The organism is Vibrio sp. T9 (assembly GCF_003123985.1).
GTDB lineage: Bacteria > Pseudomonadota > Gammaproteobacteria > Enterobacterales > Vibrionaceae > Vibrio > Vibrio diabolicus.
Genome location: NZ_NIGY01000006.1, coordinates 57,525 through 76,479 on the forward strand (window position 1 = coordinate 57,525; position 18,955 = coordinate 76,479).

At 46.0% G+C, this 18,955-nt stretch carries 17 protein-coding genes; 16 read left to right on the forward strand and 1 reads right to left on the reverse strand.

The features are described from left to right. Positions 1-17 precede the first annotated feature (17 nt). The 5 genes from rnc to acpS all read left to right on the forward strand — a co-directional run bounded on the left by rnc (position 18) and on the right by acpS (position 3,619). Positions 18-695 carry a ribonuclease III gene (gene rnc, locus CBX98_RS13235; protein WP_005393907.1) on the forward strand — a complete coding sequence of 226 codons (678 nt, stop codon included), beginning with the start codon at positions 18-20 and terminating at the stop codon, positions 693-695. Further along, positions 688-1,650, forward strand: coding sequence for a GTPase Era (gene era, locus CBX98_RS13240; protein WP_006743309.1), 963 nt, complete (start codon positions 688-690; stop codon positions 1,648-1,650). Before rnc ends, era begins: the two co-directional genes overlap by 8 nt. A 115-nt stretch (positions 1,651-1,765) precedes the next feature. Next, positions 1,766-2,497 carry a DNA repair protein RecO gene (gene recO, locus CBX98_RS13245; protein ID WP_006743310.1) on the forward strand — a complete coding sequence of 244 codons (732 nt, stop codon included), beginning with the start codon at positions 1,766-1,768 and terminating at the stop codon, positions 2,495-2,497. Next, positions 2,494-3,225: a pyridoxine 5'-phosphate synthase gene (pdxJ, locus tag CBX98_RS13250; protein WP_048625989.1), complete on the forward strand. Its 732-nt coding sequence runs from the start codon at positions 2,494-2,496 to the stop codon at positions 3,223-3,225. The genes recO and pdxJ overlap by 4 nt, the downstream gene beginning before the upstream one ends. A gap of 13 nt (positions 3,226-3,238) precedes the next feature. Further along, a complete protein-coding gene (acpS, locus tag CBX98_RS13255) occupies positions 3,239-3,619 on the forward strand; it encodes a holo-ACP synthase (RefSeq protein ID WP_012841407.1) in 381 nt (126 codons plus the stop codon). 69 nt (positions 3,620-3,688) lie between these two features. On the opposite strand, the gene barA is transcribed toward acpS, so the two are convergent. Next, entirely contained in the window at positions 3,689-6,487 is a 2,799-nt protein-coding gene (barA, locus tag CBX98_RS13260) for a two-component sensor histidine kinase BarA (protein ID WP_005393899.1), read from the reverse strand. Positions 6,488-6,679: 192 nt separating this feature from the next. Here barA and rlmD point away from each other — a divergent pair, with 192 nt between their 5' ends. The 11 genes from rlmD to CBX98_RS13325 all read left to right on the forward strand — a co-directional run bounded on the left by rlmD (position 6,680) and on the right by CBX98_RS13325 (position 18,943). After that, positions 6,680-7,999 (forward strand): 23S rRNA (uracil(1939)-C(5))-methyltransferase RlmD, encoded by a 1,320-nt coding sequence (rlmD, locus tag CBX98_RS13270; RefSeq protein WP_109169438.1) that lies wholly within the window; start codon positions 6,680-6,682, stop codon positions 7,997-7,999. A 123-nt stretch (positions 8,000-8,122) separates the two neighbouring features. Further along, positions 8,123-10,342 carry a GTP diphosphokinase gene (relA, locus tag CBX98_RS13280; protein WP_005393896.1) on the forward strand — a complete coding sequence of 740 codons (2,220 nt, stop codon included), beginning with the start codon at positions 8,123-8,125 and terminating at the stop codon, positions 10,340-10,342. 206 nt (positions 10,343-10,548) lie between these two features. Beyond that, positions 10,549-11,346, forward strand: a complete 798-nt coding sequence (gene mazG / locus CBX98_RS13285) for a nucleoside triphosphate pyrophosphohydrolase (RefSeq protein WP_109169440.1) — start codon at positions 10,549-10,551, stop codon at positions 11,344-11,346. A gap of 211 nt (positions 11,347-11,557) precedes the next feature. After that, positions 11,558-13,198, forward strand: a complete 1,641-nt coding sequence (locus tag CBX98_RS13290; protein WP_005393892.1) for a CTP synthase — start codon at positions 11,558-11,560, stop codon at positions 13,196-13,198. Positions 13,199-13,276: 78 nt separating this feature from the next. Then, positions 13,277-14,578: a phosphopyruvate hydratase gene (gene eno / locus CBX98_RS13295; protein ID WP_005383785.1), complete on the forward strand. Its 1,302-nt coding sequence runs from the start codon at positions 13,277-13,279 to the stop codon at positions 14,576-14,578. Between the two features lie 391 nt (positions 14,579-14,969). Beyond that, positions 14,970-15,251: a cell division protein FtsB gene (gene ftsB / locus CBX98_RS13300; protein ID WP_005380907.1), complete on the forward strand. Its 282-nt coding sequence runs from the start codon at positions 14,970-14,972 to the stop codon at positions 15,249-15,251. 1 nt (position 15,252) lies between these two features. After that, a complete protein-coding gene (ispD, locus tag CBX98_RS13305) occupies positions 15,253-15,957 on the forward strand; it encodes a 2-C-methyl-D-erythritol 4-phosphate cytidylyltransferase (protein ID WP_109169442.1) in 705 nt (234 codons plus the stop codon). Between the two features lie 17 nt (positions 15,958-15,974). Beyond that, positions 15,975-16,451, forward strand: coding sequence for a 2-C-methyl-D-erythritol 2,4-cyclodiphosphate synthase (gene ispF / locus CBX98_RS13310; RefSeq protein WP_005393886.1), 477 nt, complete (start codon positions 15,975-15,977; stop codon positions 16,449-16,451). Positions 16,452-16,497: 46 nt separating this feature from the next. Then, positions 16,498-17,541 carry a tRNA pseudouridine(13) synthase TruD gene (gene truD, locus CBX98_RS13315; protein WP_109169443.1) on the forward strand — a complete coding sequence of 348 codons (1,044 nt, stop codon included), beginning with the start codon at positions 16,498-16,500 and terminating at the stop codon, positions 17,539-17,541. Next, positions 17,541-18,317, forward strand: coding sequence for a 5'/3'-nucleotidase SurE (surE, locus tag CBX98_RS13320; protein WP_005393882.1), 777 nt, complete (start codon positions 17,541-17,543; stop codon positions 18,315-18,317). Before truD ends, surE begins: the two co-directional genes overlap by 1 nt. Beyond that, the gene (locus CBX98_RS13325) at positions 18,317-18,943 is read left to right on the forward strand and encodes a protein-L-isoaspartate(D-aspartate) O-methyltransferase (protein ID WP_006743296.1); all 627 of its coding nucleotides are present in this window, start codon (positions 18,317-18,319) and stop codon (positions 18,941-18,943) included. The genes surE and CBX98_RS13325 overlap by 1 nt, the downstream gene beginning before the upstream one ends. Positions 18,944-18,955: the final 12 nt, after the last annotated feature.

The window sequence follows — 18,955 nt, forward strand, 5'->3', positions numbered from 1 at the left end:
TTTTATATCGAGAGAGTATGAATTCTCCAATTGATAAACTAGAGAGAAAGCTCGGCTACCAGTTTCAAGATGCCGGGCTTATCAACTTGGCGCTGACTCACCGCAGCGCCAACAGTAAGCATAATGAACGTCTTGAGTTTCTGGGCGATTCAATTTTAAGTTTTGTCATCGCTGATGATCTGTACCATCGTTTCCCGAAAGTGAACGAGGGTGACATGAGCCGTATGCGTGCTACTTTGGTTCGCGGACATACATTGGCGGAACTGGGTCGTGAATTCGATCTAGGAGATTATTTAAAATTAGGTCCAGGTGAATTGAAGAGTGGCGGTTTCCGCCGAGACTCTATTTTAGCCGATGCGGTTGAAGCCATTATTGGCGCAATTTACCTAGACAGCGATCTTGAAGTCGTGCGAGGCATTGTACTGAGTTGGTACAACTCACGCCTTGAAGCCATTAAACCTGGCGTCTCACAAAAAGATCCGAAAACTCGCCTACAAGAGTTCCTACAAGGCAGAAGAAAACCGCTGCCTGTGTACACAGTGACTAATATTAAAGGTGAAGCGCACAACCAAGAGTTTACGGTTGAGTGTGAAGTAGCAGGTGTGGACAAGCCTGTAATCGGGAAAGGCACCAGCCGCCGCAAGGCAGAACAAGCGGCTGCTGAAACAGCACTTGAGCAATTAACAAATGGCTGATAACGAATTCGATATCGATGCGTTTTTCGCATCACAAGGTGAGCCAAGCTCGCCAGAAAACCAGCACTGTGGCTTTATTGCTATTGTTGGTCGCCCAAACGTAGGTAAGTCGACACTTCTGAACAAAATCTTGGGTCAGAAGATTTCGATCACCTCACGTAAGCCGCAAACAACACGCCACCGCATTATGGGTGTGGACACGGATGGTGATTACCAAGCGATTTACGTCGACACGCCAGGACTTCACATTGAAGAAAAGCGTGCGATTAACCGCCTGATGAACCGTGCGGCTAACTCATCTCTAAGTGATGTAAACCTAGTGTTCTTCTTAGTCGATGGTACGCATTGGACCAAAGACGATGAGATGGTGCTAACTAAGCTTCAAAAATCGAACTTCCCAGTTGTGCTTTGTGTCAATAAAGTCGACAACGTGCAAGATCGTAACGAAGTTATGCTACACATGGCTGAGATGTCTAAGAAGATGGACTTCGTGGACGTTGTGCCAATCTCTGCGAAGCAAGGGAAGAACATTGATGTACTGCGTAAGCACGTTCGTAATCACTTACCTAAAGCAACGCACCACTTCCCAGAAGAATACGTGACTGATCGCTCCCAGCGTTTTATGGCATCTGAAATTGTGCGTGAAAAGTTAATGCGTTTCACGGGTGAAGAATTGCCATACTCGGTAACGGTCGAGATTGAACGTTTTGATTACAACCCAGAAACCGACGGTTTCCATATCAATGCCTTGATTCTTGTGGAGCGTAATGGCCAGAAGAAAATGGTGATTGGTAAAGGTGGCGAGAAGATCAAGACCATTGGTCGTGAAGCGCGTTTAGATATGGAAGAGTTGTTCGGTCGTAAGGTTTACCTGGAAACCTGGGTAAAAGTGAAATCTGGCTGGGCAGACGACGAACGAGCACTACGCTCGTTGGGCTATATCGACGACTTATAATCTTGGCTGCGAAGATGCTTCGCTCCAACATCGATGAAAACTCAGTATCGATTAAAATAAGGAGCCGCTTGGCTCCTTATTTTTTATTTCACACTTTTTAGGCACAATGACTTAGATGAGTAATCTGTCTTCCGAAGGTTTACAGCGCTGCTTTGTATTACATCGCCGCCCTTACAGTGAATCGAGCTTAATCCTTGATGTATTTAGTGAGGAATATGGGCGAATGACTTTAATGGCCAAAGGCGCGCGCAGTAAGCGTTCGAACTTAAAAGGCGCATTGCAACCTTTTACTCCGCTGTTACTTAAATGGTCGGGAAAAGGTTCAATGAAGACTTTGCGTCAAGCTGAGCCGATAAGCCTAGGTTTACCGTTAACGGGCATTAATCTCTACTCAGCCATGTACGTCAATGAACTGATTGGCCGTATCTTGATGGCTGAAGTGCCGATGCCAGCGCTATTTCATGATTATTTGCATGCGTTAACAGAGTTGGCACACAACGAGAACCCTGAGCCAGCACTGCGTCGTTTTGAGTTAGCATTGCTCTCTTCTATGGGGTATGGCGTGGATTTCTTGCACTGTGCAGGTACTGGCGAGCCCGTCGACCCAGAGATGACGTATCGTTACCGGGAACAAAAAGGCTTCATAGCTTCGGTTAGGCGCGATAACCTTACGTTTTTAGGGAATGAGCTGATTGCTATCAGTGAGCGGCGGTTCGTCACTAAAGAGCAGCTAAAAGCGGCAAAACGCTTTACACGTATAGCCTTAAAGCCGTATCTTGGCGGCAAACCTTTAAAAAGTCGTGAATTTTTCATTCAGACCCCCAGAGCACGGAGTAACGGAAAATGAGCTCAATTTATTTAGGCGTCAATATCGACCATATTGCCACTCTACGTAATGCACGTGGTACAAAATACCCTGATCCTGTTCACGCTGCAGAAATTGCTGAGCGTGCAGGCGCGGATGGTATCACAATTCACTTACGTGAAGACCGTCGCCATATTTTGGACCGTGATGTACGTATTCTGCGTGAAACCATTCAAACGCGCATGAATCTAGAGATGGCTGTGACGGACGAAATGGTTGAGATTGCGCTGCAAACTAAACCAGAGTTTGTGTGCTTAGTGCCTGAAAAACGTGAAGAACTGACGACGGAAGGTGGCTTGGACGTTGTGGGGCAGCTTGAAAAAATTAAAGCTGCGACGAAAAAGCTGACAGATGCTGGCATTAAAGTTTCACTCTTTATTGATGCTGATCGTCAACAGATTGAAGCGGCGAAAAAGTGTGGTGCTCCGTTTATTGAGCTGCACACGGGTCATTATGCTGATGCGACGACAGAAGACGAACAACAAGCTGAACTGAAGAAGATTGCCGCTGGTGCGAGTTATGCACATGACCTAGGTATTATTGTTAATGCCGGGCATGGCCTGACTTATCACAATGTCGCGCCAATTGCTGCATTACCAGAAATTTACGAACTCAACATTGGTCACTCAATCATTGGTCGCGCGGTATTTGATGGTTTGAATAAAGCGGTTGCGGACATGAAAGCACTGATGATTGAGGCACGCCAGTAATAGGGCTATCTAGATGGCGATTATAGGGTTAGGGACCGACATTGCAGAAATTGAGCGTATTGAAAAAGCGTTAGCTCGTAGTGGTGAGCCTTTTGCTCAGCGTATTCTTTCAGAAGAAGAAATGGCTAAATTTTCACAGCTTAAGCTGCAAGGCCGTTATCTTGCTAAGCGCTTTGCGGTCAAAGAAGCGGCCTCAAAAGCATTGGGGACAGGGATCGCGAAAGGGGTCACGTTTCACGATTTTTCCATCTCGAACGATGCGCTTGGAAAACCAGTGCTCGCATTGACGGGCACAGCAAAGCAAATAGCGGATGCGATGGGAGTTAACCACATTCATCTGTCCATTTCCGATGAGCGTCATTACGCTGTGGCGACGGTCATTTTTGAATCCTAGCTTGTAAGTCTTAAACAAAATACTAAAAAGCCAGAGCAGATGCTCTGGCTTTCTTGTCTCTCGAGCAGATTACTGTTCAAGGTATAATTTTGCAGTCGTTGTGACTTTAATCATTTCATCTTGCAGCTCGAACATTTCAGGCTCAACCTCCTCAAGACTGATCCCTGAGCGCAGTGCTTGCTCAAGCGTCGCACAGAGTGATTTCAGCCTAGGCACTCCGCAATATGAGCTACTGCCGTGCAGCTTATGGATGACATGAATTAGGTCATCACGGGAGATATCTTCTTGCTCCAGAGCTTGGTCAACGACTGCTTCTACTTCAGGGATGAACTCAATCAACATGCGCAGCATGTCTTTGGCGAGATCCTCTTTATTCGCGCTCTGTTTTAAGGCAGCTTGCCAATCAATAATCACATCCTGCTGAGGCGAAGAAACGGATTGTGGCGCGCTCCCTTCAGGCTCATCAACGTATGAAGGGGCGACTTTGCCAATGCTCTCTGTACAAGCATTTGGGTTCCAATGAACCAAAACCTGTTGTAGCACATGCTCTTCAATAGGTTTGGTCAAGTAGTCATCCATTCCTGCCGAGAGCAAACGATCTCTTTCACCCGCCATGGCATGCGCAGTTACCGCAATCACTGGCGTGTCTTTATTTAACTCCAACTCTTTAATGTGCTGACAAGCGGTCACACCATCCATTTGTGGCATTTGGATATCCATGAAGATTAAGTCGTACTTTTTCTCCGTCGCAAGGTTTACCGCTTGCTGGCCATTGCTGCAGGCGGTGACGGTTTCTACTCGTTCGCGGAGCAGAGCGGAAATCAGCTTCAAGTTCGCTGGGTTATCATCCACCGCTAACACCGTCAGAGGTAAACGCTCCCCTTCGCTTGGCGTAATTGGAGCACTCAATGTTGGTGGTGATTCGACATGTTCGCTAATCAGGCTTTGTAGCAGTTTACGGCGAGACAATGGCTTCGTCAGGCATTGGACGTGATGCTCTGTCATAATTTGGTCGGCAAGTGCCAGTTCGGTACTCGGCGTCCCTAGGATCACACTCGGAGCCATGCGTTTCGCTTGTTCTATCCAAGGTGTAATGACGTCTGCATCATGCGTTTGATTCGCCGCTAAATTCAGTAATACATAGTCATATTGTTCTTCGTTTTTCGGTAGCGAAGAGCGGTAGGTTACTAAGATACCTTCTTGACTTAGAATCTGTTGGGTTACGGATGCGGCTTGCATGTTTGGTTCAATCAACAGCAACTGTTTGCCCGTTAGAAGCTCCACTTCAATCAGTTCGCTCATTGGCATTTCGGTTGAGTGCAAGCGCACCGTAAACCAGAACGTCGAACCTTGGTGTAAGCGACTGGTTAAGCTGATCTCGCCACCCATCTGGCTTACCAATTTCTGCGTGATAACCAAACCTAACCCAGTGCCGCCGTAGCGACGTGAAATGCTGGCATCCGCTTGGCTGAACGCTTGGAATAATTGCGCTTGCTGACGTTCAGAAATACCAATACCAGTATCGCGCACCATGAACTGCAACTCGACGGAGTCCCCAGATTGAGAGCGCATTTCAACACTAACATCAATGTTGCCTCGCTCGGTAAACTTGATTGAGTTACCGACTAAGTTCGTCAAAATTTGCTGGATACGTAGTGGGTCCCCAACTAAACCCGGTGGAATTTTAGGGTCCACTTTTAGGGTGATTTCTAATCCTTTCTCATGTGCACTCGTGGCTTGTAGGTTAATCACTTCTTCTAAACTTTCTCGGAAATCAAACGGAATGTTTTCCAGCGCCAGCTTACCCGCCTCAAGTTTCGAGAAGTCGAGAATGTCATTGATGATGTTCAGTAGATTGTTCGCCGACTTTTCAATCGTCTGTAGGTAATCAGTTTGGCTGTTAGAAAGCTGCGTTTTAAGCATTTGACGAGTAAAGCCAATAACCCCATTGAGTGGAGTACGCAGTTCGTGCGACATGTTCGCCAAGAACTCAGATTTAACCCTGGCCGCTTCTTGCGCACGTTTCTTCGCGATATCTAACTCAACGTTCTGAATCTCTAGCTGCTCAAGCGTTTCACGCAAGTCTGATGTGGCTTGGTCTATACTGTGCTGCATCTCCACGTGATATTCCGATAGCGATACCGCCATGGCGTTAATACCGTTTTTCAGTTGGTCTAACTCACCATGCATTTTACCTTCGATACGTACGTCTAGGTGACCACGGCGAATGCGGTCAACGACATTCTTCATGTGGGTGATAGGCTGGGTAACATCGTGCATCAGACGTGAAGCAAACACACTTGCCAAGCCAAGACCGAGTATAAGAACTAAAAAAGCAGAGAAAACTTCTTGATACTGTTGCAGCCTTAAAGAGGAGAGATCTAACTCAACGGCAATATAACCAATTGCTTTAGTTCCTTGGCTTTCGTTCGATAACTCCGCTAAATAGTGACCCTCGGACAAAATAGGTACGCGCAATATCAGTGAGTTTTCGTAGATTTCCGAATTGCCCAGTTGCGGGATCGGTTTATCTTTAGGGAACATCAAGGCTTCGAAATTAGGGTGAAAGTTAGATGTCACGAAGAGCTCATGATGTTCATCAAATACCGCGATACTACGAACCAGTTTAGAGTTTTTGCGATGGGCGTAGCTTATCAAGCGACGTACCGCCTCTCGGCTTTCTGATAGTAGATGAGTTTCACTGGCAATTGCTAACGGCTCAATGATGCTGTTACCAGTGGTGATAACTTGTTTCTCAAGGTCTTGGTAGCGATTAAATGAGAAAAAACCGCTCAGTAATAAACCAATGATGAGAGTGGGAGCGAGAGTCAGTGTAATTACACGTGCTCGTAAGCCATATCTGGTCATGTTATCTAATTACATCGGAGTCTGGATATGGGAAAATAACGCATTATTTCTCAAGCGCACGATAAGGCGTTGAGCAAAGAAGTGACGTCACCTAATAAACGGTAAGCATAATCAAGTCACTCGAATCACACAACGGCTGCAATCAAGAATAGTGAAGCCGAAGAGCAATTAGACATAAATCAGGCATAGAGCATGGCACGCATCTTTCAACCGAAAAAGAAAACCCAACTCAATACTCGTCATCAAGCGGTGCAAGTGGAGCGTTTAGATCACCACGGCGCAGGTATTGCTTACCTAAAGAAAAAACCGCTGTTTATTGATGGCGCATTGCCGGGAGAAGAAGTCGTCACGCAGTTAGTGGAAGAAAAAAGTAAGTTTGCTCGCGGTAAACTGATTAAGATTCTCAAGCCGAGTGACACTCGCGTGGAGCCATTTTGTCCGCATTACCACGAGTGTGGTGGCTGCGATTTGCAACATCTAGATTATGACCAACAATTGACGTACAAACAGCAAACACTGCGTCAGCTGATGCGAAAATTTTCAGGCAATGATATCGAGCTTGATGCGCCATTATTAGGGGATTCACTGGCCTATCGTCGTCGTGCGCGAGTGAGCTTATTTGTCGATAAAAAAACACGTCAGCTACATTTTGGTTTCCGTAAAAAGCAGAGTAAGCAAATCGCGCAAGTGACCGATTGCCCAGTGCTGGCGCCGGAACTGAACGTTCTGCTTCCAGAGATTTATTCAGCACTAAAAGCGTTTAAAAAGCCGGAGCAATTGGGTCATGTAGAGCTGGTTCTTGGTGATAATGGGCCGTGTATTACGTTGCGTCACTTGAGTGCTCTGACAGCGAGTGAAACTCAATCTCTAACGGAGTTGGCAAAACGTTATGGTGCATCGCTGTACTTAATGCCAGCAACAGATCAGCTAAACCTTGTTGAAGGTAATATGCCTTTTTATCAAGAGGTTGGCGTGAAAATTCCTTTTGCACCAAATAATTTCATTCAAGTGAACCAAGCCGTAAATCAACAAATGGTCAAGCAAGCGGTTGAGTGGTTAGACCCGCAAAAGAGTGACCGAGTGTTAGATTTGTTCTGCGGCGTAGGCAACTTCAGTTTACCGATTGCGAAGTTAGCTAAGCACGTGGTTGGGGTCGAGGGTGTTGCAGAGATGGTCGAAAAAGCCACAAATAATGCATCCTTGAACCAAATCAATAATGCGCAATTTTATCACGCTAACCTTGAGCAAGACTTTGAAGGGCAGGTCTGGGCGGCAGAACGGTTTGATAAAGTGCTGTTAGACCCAGCACGCGCGGGGGCAAGTGGGATCATCGATCAAGTTTCTGAGCTTGGCGCACAGCGTGTAGTTTATGTTTCTTGTAATCCTGCTACCCTTGCTAGGGACAGCCAAAGCTTGATGGAGCAAGGCTATAAATTAACTAAATTAGGTATGCTGGACATGTTCCCTCATACCAGTCATCTAGAATCGATGGCATTGTTTGAAAAGTCCTAACTTTAGGACTTTGGCCCCTTATTTGTGGTGGGTGGTCATAAAGCCAGCGTTTACGCGCAGGTAAAAGAACTAACCTGGACGGTGTTAGTCAAACCACACGAATATAATAATTAGGATGATGAGATGGTTGCGGTAAGAAGCGCGCATTTAAACCAAGATGAACAGTTTGAACTCGAAAACTGGGTGGCTAGCCTAGGACAAGAGAAAAACACAGCCTCACGCTTAATCGAAGTATATCGAGATTGCCAGACGGTATTAGCCGATAACGAGCAAGCGGAACTGTTGTTGTGGCGTGGACGAGAAATGATCGAAATTTTGATCACCTTGTCTATGGATCAGGCCACCTTAGTGGCTGCACAACTGTTTCCTTTGGTTTCAAGTGGTGCTTTTAACAGAGAAATTCTGGAAGAGAAATACAGCAAAGAAATCATAAAATTAATTGATGGCGTTGAAGAGATGGCGGCTATTGGCCAACTCAATGTCAACATGGAAGGCAGTGCAGCGTCATCTCAGGTAGATAACGTACGCCGTATGCTGCTTGCCATGGTGGATGACTTCCGCTGCGTGGTTATCAAGCTCGCGGAACGAATTTGTAATCTTATTGAAGTTAAAAAAGCGCCTGATGAGGTTCGACGTGCGGCGGCAAAAGAGTGTGCCAACATCTATGCGCCGCTAGCAAACCGATTAGGCATCGGTCAGCTGAAATGGGAAATTGAAGATTACGCTTTCCGCTACCAACAACCGGAAACTTACAAACAAATTGCCAAGCAGCTTTCTGAGCGACGTATTGTTCGTGAACAGTACATCAAAGACTTTGTTGAAGACCTCACGCACGAAATGGAAGTGTCAGGTATTAACGCCGAAGTGAGTGGTCGACCTAAGCACATCTACAGCATTTGGCGAAAAATGCAGAAGAAGAGTTTGGCATTCGATGAGCTGTTTGATGTTCGAGCAGTACGTATCATCGCAGACAAACTGCAAGACTGTTACGCGGCTTTGGGCGTAGTTCACACCAAATACAAGCACCTACCGAGCGAGTTTGATGACTACGTTGCTAACCCTAAACCAAACGGTTATCAATCGATCCACACCGTAATTCTAGGGCCAGAAGGCAAAACCATCGAGATCCAGATTCGTACCAAGCAAATGCATGAAGAGTCGGAGCTGGGTGTTGCAGCGCACTGGAAATATAAAGAAGGGGCAAGCAGCCGAAGCGGTTATGATGAGAAGATTACGTGGCTGCGTAAGCTACTGGATTGGCAAGAAGAAATGTCAGATTCTGGCGAAATGCTTGATGAGCTACGTAGCCAAGTCTTTGATGATCGCGTCTATGCCTTTACACCTCGCGGCGATGTTGTCGATTTACCAATGGGGGCAACGCCGCTAGATTTTGCCTACCATATTCACTCCGAAGTGGGACACCGTTGTATCGGCGCCAAAGTCGGAGGCCGCATCGTACCGTTTACTCATAAACTACATATGGGGGATCAGGTTGAGATTATCACTCAGAAAGAGCCTAACCCATCACGTGACTGGTTAAACCCATCATTAGGCTTTGTTCATTCTGGCCGCGCGCGTGCCAAAATTAACGCCTGGTTCCGAAAGCAAAGCCGTGAGAAGAACCTCGAAGCGGGTCGTGAAATTCTTGAACATGAGTTAGCAAAAATTGGTGCAACGTTAAAAGATGCTGAGCATTACGCTCTCAAACGGTTTAACGTCAAAACACCAGATGAGCTTTACGTTGGTGTTGGTAGCGGTGATTTGCGTATCAACCAAATCATTAACCATATTAATGCGCTCGTTAACAAGCCAACGGCAGAAGAAGAAGACCAGCAAGCACTGGAAAAACTGCAAGAAGCAGAGCACAAATCACCAGCGCAAAGCCGACCGAAAAAAGACGCCGTCGTGGTAGAAGGCGTTGATAACCTAATGACGCACCTAGCGCGTTGCTGTCAGCCAATTCCAGGTGACGATATCTGTGGCTACATCACGCAAGGCCGCGGGATTTCAGTACACCGTAGTGACTGTGAACAGCTAGAAGAACTGCGCCATCACGCGCCAGAGCGTATCATCGATACTGTCTGGGGCAGCGGCTTCGTCGGGTCATACATCCTCACCGTCCGTGTTGAAGCGATGGAGCGAGGTGGTCTACTCAAAGACATTACGACACTGTTCGCCAACGAAAAGATCAAAGTGACCAGTATGAAGAACCGAGTCGATTACAGACGTCAACTTGCCATCATGGACTTTGACCTAGAAGTCACCAATATTGAGGTGCTTTCTCGTGTTTCGAAACGGGTAGAACAAATAAAGGATGTCATGACGGTGAAACGCCTCGGCTAATTTTTGCGTCACATTTGGCTTTTTATCTGCGTTAGCTGCACTTATTCGCTCCATCACATGGTGAACCATGCTCAGGAGTCTCATAAGTTTGCTGCCTTGCTAAAAGAGCCAACTGTTTAGTAAAAACCGACCAATGAAATAACTTAAGGTGAGTGGTTTTGGCTGCTCACCTTTTTCTTTAGTAGAAAGGTTTAAAGGAACAAAAAATGAGTCATCCAATTGAACAATTAGAACAAATTATGGCGAAGTTGCGTGACCCAGAAAACGGTTGCCCTTGGGACTTAAAACAAACCTTTGACACCATCGTTCCGCACACCATCGAAGAAACTTACGAAGTGGTGGACGCGATTCAAAATCGAGACTGGACCAATCTAAAAGAAGAGCTAGGGGATTTGTTGTTTCAGGTGATTTTTTACAGTCAGCTAGCGAAAGAGCAAGAGCTGTTCGACTTTTCGGATGTCGTCGAAACCGTGAATGAAAAACTGACTCGGCGTCATCCGCATGTTTTTTCAGATGTTGAGTTTGAATCGGACGAGGAAATCAACGCCAACTGGGAAGCCGAAAAAGCAAAAGAAAAAGCGCAGGTAGGCAAAGCGGAAGAAAGTATCCTAGACTCAATACCAAACTCTTTGCCGGCACTTTCTCGTGCTACAAAGATACAGAAAAAATGTGCGAAATATGGATTTGACTGGGACTCTCTTGGCCCGGTCGTCGATAAGGTGCGAGAAGAAATTGATGAAGTCATGGAAGAAGCACTACAAGTCCAGCCTGATGAAGAAAAAGTGGAGTTGGAACTCGGCGATTTGCTATTTGCGACCGTCAATTTGGCACGCCATCTTGATAAAAATCCAGAAGTCGCACTAGGGAAAGCAAACTTAAAGTTTGCGAGACGTTTTAAGCAAGTTGAAGGAAAGGTCCAGCAGTCAGGCAAAGCGCTTACAGATTGTTCTTTATCAGAGCTCGACGATTTCTGGGATGAAGTAAAGCGAGAAGAGTCTAGATAGGGGAAAATAAGCGGAATATACAATATGAGGCCAGTTTTCCTCTTAACACGAAAACGGACTTTGGTTTGTCTTTGCTCACTTTGATTTGAAGCAAAAAATAAAAAATTACGGTGTGATAGATTTCACGTTGTGGCGGTAAGGAGCTTCTGGTATATTTATCTCCCGTCCAGAAGCACTCCATTTCCCTCATTCAACCAATTTCAGGTTAAACATGACGACAAATTACATTTTTGTTACTGGCGGGGTTGTATCCTCTCTAGGTAAAGGTATTGCAGCAGCATCTCTTGCGGCTATTCTAGAAGCTCGTGGTCTTAAAGTGACTATGATGAAGCTTGACCCTTACATCAACGTTGACCCGGGCACTATGAGCCCTACTCAGCACGGTGAAGTGTTCGTTACAGAAGATGGCGCAGAGACTGACCTTGACCTTGGTCACTACGAGCGTTTTATCCGTACCAAGATGACCAAGCGTAACAACTTCACTGCAGGTCGTGTTTATGCCGACGTACTTCGTAAAGAACGTCGTGGTGACTACCTAGGCGCAACTATTCAAGTTATCCCTCACATCACTAACGCGATCAAAGACCGTGTAATTGCTGGCTCTGAAGGCCATGATGTGGCTATCGTTGAAGTTGGCGGTACCGTTGGTGATATCGAATCACTACCATTTATGGAAGCGATTCGTCAGCTAGCCGTTGAACTAGGCCGTGAGCGCGCAATGTTCATGCACCTAACACTTGTTCCTTACCTAGCGGCAGCGGGCGAAGTGAAAACTAAGCCAACTCAACACTCTGTAAAAGAACTTCTATCTATCGGTATTCAGCCAGATATCCTAGTTTGCCGTAGCGACCGCGTTATTCCAGCGAATGAACGTAAGAAAATCGCACTATTCTGTAATGTTCCAGAAAAAGCAGTAATTTCAATGAAGGACGTAGATTCTATCTACAAGATTCCTCAATTGATCAAGTCTCAAGGTCTAGATGATCTTGTGTGTGCTCGCTTTGGCATCACAGCTCCTGAAGCTGATCTTTCTGAGTGGGAACAGGTTATTTACGAAGAAGCAAATCCTACTGGTGAAGTAACCATCGGTATGGTTGGTAAATACACTGAATTGCCAGATGCATACAAGTCTGTGAACGAAGCGCTTAAACACGCTGGCTTGAAAAACCGTCTAAGTGTCACAATTAAGTATGTAGACTCACAAGATATCGAAACAAAAGGTGTTGAGCTGCTAGAAGGCTTAGACGCGATCCTAGTACCAGGTGGCTTCGGCGATCGTGGTATTGAAGGCAAGATCCGTGCAGCTCAATACGCACGTGAAAACAATGTGCCTTACCTAGGTATTTGTTTGGGTATGCAAGTTGCACTAATTGAATACGCGCGTAACGTTGCGGGTATGGAAGGTGCACATTCAACAGAATTTAACAAAGAGACTAAGTACCCTGTGGTAGGTTTGATCACAGAGTGGGTAGACGAGTCAGGTAACGTAGAAGAGCGTACTGAAAAGTCTGACCTAGGTGGTACGATGCGTCTTGGTTCACAGCTATGTCACCTAGAGAAAGGGACGAAAGCTCGTGAACTTTACGGTAGCGCGACGATCCATGAACGTCACCGTCACCGTTACGAAGTGAATAATGTGCTTCGTCCGCAAATCGAAAAAGCAGGTCTGAAAGTTTCTGGCCTATCAGCGGACAAGAAGTTAGTGGAAATGATTGAGAACCCAGCTCACCCATGGTTTGTAGCGGCTCAGTTCCACCCAGAATTCACATCGACTCCTCGCGATGGCCACCCATTGTTTGCAGGTTTCGTTAAAGCTGCGGGCCAAAACGCACGCGGCGAATTCGAGAAGTAAAAGGATACGGGCGGCGGCGAAGGTTGTGCTGCTGCCCTTTAAAATTGACATTTATATTTGAAACGAGAGGAAACATTAATGTCTAAGATCGTTAAAGTTCTAGGTCGTGAAATCATCGACTCACGTGGTAACCCAACTGTAGAAGCTGAAGTACACCTAGAAGGCGGTTTCGTAGGTATGGCGGCAGCTCCATCTGGCGCATCTACTGGTTCTCGCGAAGCTCTTGAGCTACGTGACGGTGACAAAGCACGTTTCCTAGGTAAAGGTGTTCTTAAAGCAGTTGAAGCTGTAAACGGCCCAATCGCTGAAGCTCTAGTTGGCAAAGACGCTAAAGACCAAGCTGCAATCGACGCAGTAATGATCGAACTAGACGGCACTGAAAACAAATCTAAATTCGGTGCTAACGCTATCCTAGCTGTTTCTCTAGCAAACGCTAAAGCTGCTGCTGCAGCGAAAGGCATGCCTCTATACGAGCACATCGCTGAACTAAACGGTACAGCTGGTCAGTTCTCTATGCCTCTACCAATGATGAACATCATCAACGGTGGTGAGCACGCAGACAACAACGTTGACATCCAAGAGTTCATGATCCAACCAGTTGGTGCTAAGACTCTTAAAGAAGGTCTACGTATCGGTGCAGAAGTATTCCACAACCTAGCTAAAGTTCTTAAGTCTAAAGGCTACAGCACTGCAGTTGGTGACGAAGGTGGTTTCGCTCCTAACCTTAAATCTAACGCTGAAGCTCTAGAAGTTATCGCAGAAGCTGTTGCAGCTGCTGGTTACGAACTAGGTAAAGACGTTACTCTAGCTATGGACTGTGCAGCATCTGAGTTCTTCGACAAAGAAGCAGGCATCTACAACATGAAAGGCGAAGGTAAAACTTTCACTTCTGAAGAGTTCAACCACTACCTAGCTGAGCTAGCTAACCAATTCCCAATCGTTTCTATCGAAGACGGTCTAGACGAGTCTGACTGGGATGGCTTCAAGCACCAAACTGAACTACTAGGTGACAAGCTTCAACTAGTAGGTGACGACCTATTCGTTACTAACACTAAGATCCTTGCTGAAGGTATCGAGAAAGGCGTAGCTAACTCTATCCTTATCAAGTTCAACCAAATCGGTTCTCTAACTGAGACTCTAGCTGCAATCAAGATGGCTAAAGACGCAGGTTACACAGCAGTAATCTCTCACCGTTCTGGCGAAACTGAAGATGCAACTATCGCTGATCTAGCGGTAGGTACTGCTGCAGGTCAAATCAAAACTGGTTCTATGAGCCGTTCTGACCGTGTTGCTAAGTACAACCAACTAATCCGTATCGAGGAAGCTCTAGGTGAGCGCGCTCCTTTCAACGGTCTTAAAGAAGTTAAAGGTCAAGCTTAATTCTTAATTGAATAAGTTTAGCTAAATAGCTTTCTAGAAACGCTCCACTTCGGTGGGGCGTTTTTTATTTAAGAGCGATGAGCACGCTCCTCCATGTTTCAAAGAAGCGGTCTAAAGAAGTTCAAGCTTAGTTCTTCATTGGATTAACCGCTTAGATTGAAGCTTTGAAAATACCCTGATTTTGCGGGGTGTTTTTGTATCTATAGGCTTGTATTTCTTGGTATTACTTTGGTGAGTGCTAAGAATAGCTTCATATGTCTTTGTTTCATTTTGCTGCTTATTTCTTGTAAGGAGCGTGTGAGTCTCCCTTTCTCCCCTAGAGGCAACCTCGCATTTATGCTATATATGTCACCTTATCTAATTCCTTCCGGTACAGAATGTTAGCAGCGATATGCGAATCTTTGTTATAGCCCTTACGCTACTGTTTGGCTTGCTTCAATACACTCTATGGTTTGGTAAAAACGGAGTGTCTGACTACTACACAGTAAAAGATGAAATTGAAGTTCAGCAACAAGTGAACAGCAAGCTACAAGCTCGCAATAATGAAATGTTTGCTGAGATTGATGACTTAAGGCAAGGTCTTGATGCGATTGAAGAACGTGCGCGTCATGAGCTTGGTTTAGTTAAAGATGGCGAGACTTTCTACCGCATTATAGGTGAGGAAAATCATTAAAATGTTGGATGTGAACTCATCGCATGTCGCAATTGTTCCTGCTGCCGGTGTCGGTAGTCGAATGAAGGCTGACCGCCCTAAGCAATATTTATTGATCGACGGAAAAGCGGTGCTGGAACACACTGTAGAAAAGTTGCTGTCGCACCCACGAATTTCGAAAGTGGTTGTCGCCATTACCGAAGGTGACCCTTATTTCCCTGAGTTAACCATCGCGAACCATCCCGATGTAATTCAAGTCGCGGGTGGCAAAGAGCGCGCTGATTCCGTACTTTCAGGGCTAAACTATGTCAATGAACATCTGGAAAGCGAGTGGGTATTGGTCCACGACGCTGCAAGGCCATGTGTATTAACATCCGACATTGACCGTTTGATTGATGTTTGCTGCGCCCACCCAACGGGGGGCATTCTCGCATCTCCTGTGAGAGATACAATGAAGCGAGCAAATGCAGCACAAGATATCGATCATACGGTAGAGAGAGAAGCATTGTGGCATGCATTAACTCCACAAATGTTTAAAACTCAACAACTGACTCGAGCACTGGCTGACGCATTAGAACAAGGCATAGCCATCACGGATGAAGCATCGGCTTTAGAGTGGTTGGGCGAAACGCCTGCTTTAGTCCAGGGTAATGCGAATAACATAAAAATTACTCAGCCAGAAGATCTCGCGTTAGCGGAGTTTTATCTGAGCCGTGAGCGCGGCTAAAAAAGAAAGGATAAAAAATGATTCGAATTGGTCATGGTTTCGATGTACATAAATTCGGTGGTGAAGGCCCGGTCATTATCGGTGGTGTTGCTATCCCTTACGAGCAGGGCTTAGTAGCCCACTCAGATGGTGATGTTGCTCTTCATGCTTTGACTGATGCGCTACTCGGGGCGATTGCTGCGGGTGATATTGGTCGTCACTTCCCGGATACCGACGATAAATGGAAAGGGGCTAATAGCCGCGAATTGTTGAAAGACGTTTATCGTCGTGTCAAAGAGCAAGGCTACCGCCTTGGTAATGCCGATGTCACCATCATGGCACAAGCACCTAAGATGGCACCTCATATTGACGCGATGTGTGCGGCGATTGCGGAAGACCTAGAAACCGATATTAGTAACATTAACGTAAAAGCGACGACGACAGAGCGTCTCGGTTTTACTGGACGCAAAGAAGGCATTGCAACGGAAGCCGTGGTGCTTCTGTTCAAGCAATAATTAACCAACTTGCTCCTTAATGCTGTGTAAACAGCGGAAAAACATCATGTCAGATATTTTATCTTCATTGGCTTATCTAACGGGTAAGCCTGTTGCATCGGCAAAAATCAAAGCGCAACCAGAACATTTTCAGGTTCGTGAGGATTTAGGTTTTGCCTTTACGGGCGAAGGCGAGCACCTAATGGTGCGTATTCGAAAAACTGGAGAAAATACCAGTTTTGTTGCGAATGAGTTGGCGAAAGCTTGTGGAGTAAAGTCGAAAGACGTGAGCTGGGCAGGCCTTAAAGACCGCCATGCCGTGACGGAACAGTGGCTGAGTGTCCATTTACCGAAAGGGGAAACGCCGGACTTCTCGGCATTCCTAGCTCAATATCCGAGTATTGAAATCGTAGCGACTGATCGACACAACAAAAAACTGCGTCCTGGAGACTTAATAGGGAACGAGTTTGTTGTCACTTTGTCTGAAGTGACTGACGTTGAAGATGTAGAGCAACGCCTTGAAAAAGTGAAACAAGTTGGTGTGCCAAACTACTTTGGTAGTCAGCGTTTTGGCAATGATGGCAACAACCTTGAAGAAGCACGTCGATGGGGACGCGAAAACGTTCGTACCCGTAATCAAAATAAGCGCAGCATGTATTTATCAGCGGCGCGTTCGTGGATCTTCAACCGTATCGTTTCTGCTCGTCTAGAAAGTGGTGTGTTTGATAAATTCATCGATGGTGATATTGCACAGACAAGTTCTGGCACTCAGTTGGTTGATGCAAGCAATATCGCAGATCTACAAGCACAATTTGCTGCTGGTGAAGTGGCAATTACCGCGGCCCTAGCAGGTGATAATGCGCTTCCAACTCAAGCGGATGCGCTTACTTTAGAACAACCGTTCTTAGATGAAGAGCCTGAGCTCATGGCGCTGATTCGTGGTAATCGCATGCGCCACGACCGTCGAGATATTGCACTTAAACCAAAAGACTTAGTTTGGGCGGTTGAAGGTAATAATATTACGCTGACTTTCTCACTGGATGCAGGATCTTTTGCAACCTCTATCGTTCGTGAGTTAGTTAATGAGGTTGAAGTAGAAAGAGAATACTAATGGAACAGGATTCACTAAACGCGAAGCCCCTAAGAGTCTTAATCAGCAACGACGATGGCGTACATGCGCAAGGGATTCATGCACTTGCTGATGAGTTGCGAGATATCGCTGAAGTGACCATTGTCGCACCCGACCGAAATCGTTCAGGTGCTTCGAACTCACTGACACTAGAGCAACCATTGCGCGTAACTGAAATTGCCCCAAATATCTATTCAGTGCAAGGAACGCCTACAGATTGTGTACATTTCGCGCTGAATGAGCTGATGAAAGATGATTTGCCCGATCTTGTTTTATCAGGCATCAATCATGGTGCAAATTTGGGTGATGACGTTCTTTACTCAGGAACGGTAGCTGCAGCAATGGAAGGGCATTTCCTTGGTGTTCAGTCGGTTGCTTTTTCGCTGGTGGGTAAGCGTCATTTCGAATCTGCCGCAAAAATTGCACGTCAAATTGTGCAACAGCATTTAGCGTCTCCGATTCCAACGAATCGGTTATTGAACGTAAACGTGCCTGACTTACCAGCAGAAAACCTGGGCGAAATCGAAGTCACGCGTTTAGGTGCGCGTCATCACGCAGAGAATATGATTAAGCAGAAAGATCCGCGAGGTCATGATATTTATTGGTTAGGGCCTCCAGGAAAAGAGCAAGATGCGGGTGAGGGCACCGACTTTTATGCGATTGAACATGGTCGAGTTTCAATGACGCCTCTGCAAGTTGATCTCACTGCTCATGAGTCGCTGCGCGCAATGGATAGTTGGTTAAAGGAAGAAAAGTAATGAGTAACCCACATGCTGACAGGTTGATAGCGTTTCTTATCTCCAGTGGCATCAAAGACCAAAGAGTTCTGGATGCTATCCAACGCTTACCACGAGAAAGCTTTGTCTCTCAAGCGATGATGCACCAAGCCTACGATAACAATGCGTTACCGATTGGTCAGGGACAAACTATTTCTCAACCTTATATTGTTGCTCGTATGACCGAGTTACTCGAACTAGAGCCAACGAGTCACGTACTGGAAATCGGAACGGGTTCCGGTTATCAAACCGCAGTACTGGCGCAAATTGTTGACCATGTATACTCCGTTGAGCGAATTAAATCGTTGCAATGGGAAGCAAAACGCCGTCTGAAACAATTGGATATCTACAATGTTTCAACCAAGCATGCTGATGGGTGGCAAGGCTGGGAAGCTCGTGGTCCTTTCGATGCCATCATTGTTACCGCAGCCGCAGAAGTGATCCCCCAAGCACTTCTCGCACAATTAAAAGATGGCGGTAAGATGGTGATTCCTGTTGGAGATACGGAGCAACAGTTACTAAAAATTGAACGTAAGGGAGATGAATATCTCTCTACTGTTGTGGAGATGGTTCGATTTGTACCTCTGGTTGCGGGTGATTTAGCTTAAGGGTTAGGGATA

What these genes read in the sequence shown, in the direction of transcription:
- rnc (WP_005393907.1), top strand. Translation starts at nt 18, where the DNA reads ATGAATTCTCCAATTGATAAACTAGAGAGAAAGCTCGGCTACCAGTTT.
- era (WP_006743309.1), top strand. Translation starts at nt 688, where the DNA reads ATGGCTGATAACGAATTCGATATCGATGCGTTTTTCGCATCACAAGGT.
- recO (WP_006743310.1), top strand. Translation starts at nt 1,766, where the DNA reads ATGAGTAATCTGTCTTCCGAAGGTTTACAGCGCTGCTTTGTATTACAT.
- pdxJ (WP_048625989.1), top strand. Translation starts at nt 2,494, where the DNA reads ATGAGCTCAATTTATTTAGGCGTCAATATCGACCATATTGCCACTCTA.
- acpS (WP_012841407.1), top strand. Translation starts at nt 3,239, where the DNA reads ATGGCGATTATAGGGTTAGGGACCGACATTGCAGAAATTGAGCGTATT.
- barA (WP_005393899.1), bottom strand. Translation starts at nt 6,487, where the DNA reads ATGACCAGATATGGCTTACGAGCACGTGTAATTACACTGACTCTCGCT.
- rlmD (WP_109169438.1), top strand. Translation starts at nt 6,680, where the DNA reads ATGGCACGCATCTTTCAACCGAAAAAGAAAACCCAACTCAATACTCGT.
- relA (WP_005393896.1), top strand. Translation starts at nt 8,123, where the DNA reads ATGGTTGCGGTAAGAAGCGCGCATTTAAACCAAGATGAACAGTTTGAA.
- mazG (WP_109169440.1), top strand. Translation starts at nt 10,549, where the DNA reads ATGAGTCATCCAATTGAACAATTAGAACAAATTATGGCGAAGTTGCGT.
- CBX98_RS13290 (WP_005393892.1), top strand. Translation starts at nt 11,558, where the DNA reads ATGACGACAAATTACATTTTTGTTACTGGCGGGGTTGTATCCTCTCTA.
- eno (WP_005383785.1), top strand. Translation starts at nt 13,277, where the DNA reads ATGTCTAAGATCGTTAAAGTTCTAGGTCGTGAAATCATCGACTCACGT.
- ftsB (WP_005380907.1), top strand. Translation starts at nt 14,970, where the DNA reads ATGCGAATCTTTGTTATAGCCCTTACGCTACTGTTTGGCTTGCTTCAA.
- ispD (WP_109169442.1), top strand. Translation starts at nt 15,253, where the DNA reads ATGTTGGATGTGAACTCATCGCATGTCGCAATTGTTCCTGCTGCCGGT.
- ispF (WP_005393886.1), top strand. Translation starts at nt 15,975, where the DNA reads ATGATTCGAATTGGTCATGGTTTCGATGTACATAAATTCGGTGGTGAA.
- truD (WP_109169443.1), top strand. Translation starts at nt 16,498, where the DNA reads ATGTCAGATATTTTATCTTCATTGGCTTATCTAACGGGTAAGCCTGTT.
- surE (WP_005393882.1), top strand. Translation starts at nt 17,541, where the DNA reads ATGGAACAGGATTCACTAAACGCGAAGCCCCTAAGAGTCTTAATCAGC.
- CBX98_RS13325 (WP_006743296.1), top strand. Translation starts at nt 18,317, where the DNA reads ATGAGTAACCCACATGCTGACAGGTTGATAGCGTTTCTTATCTCCAGT.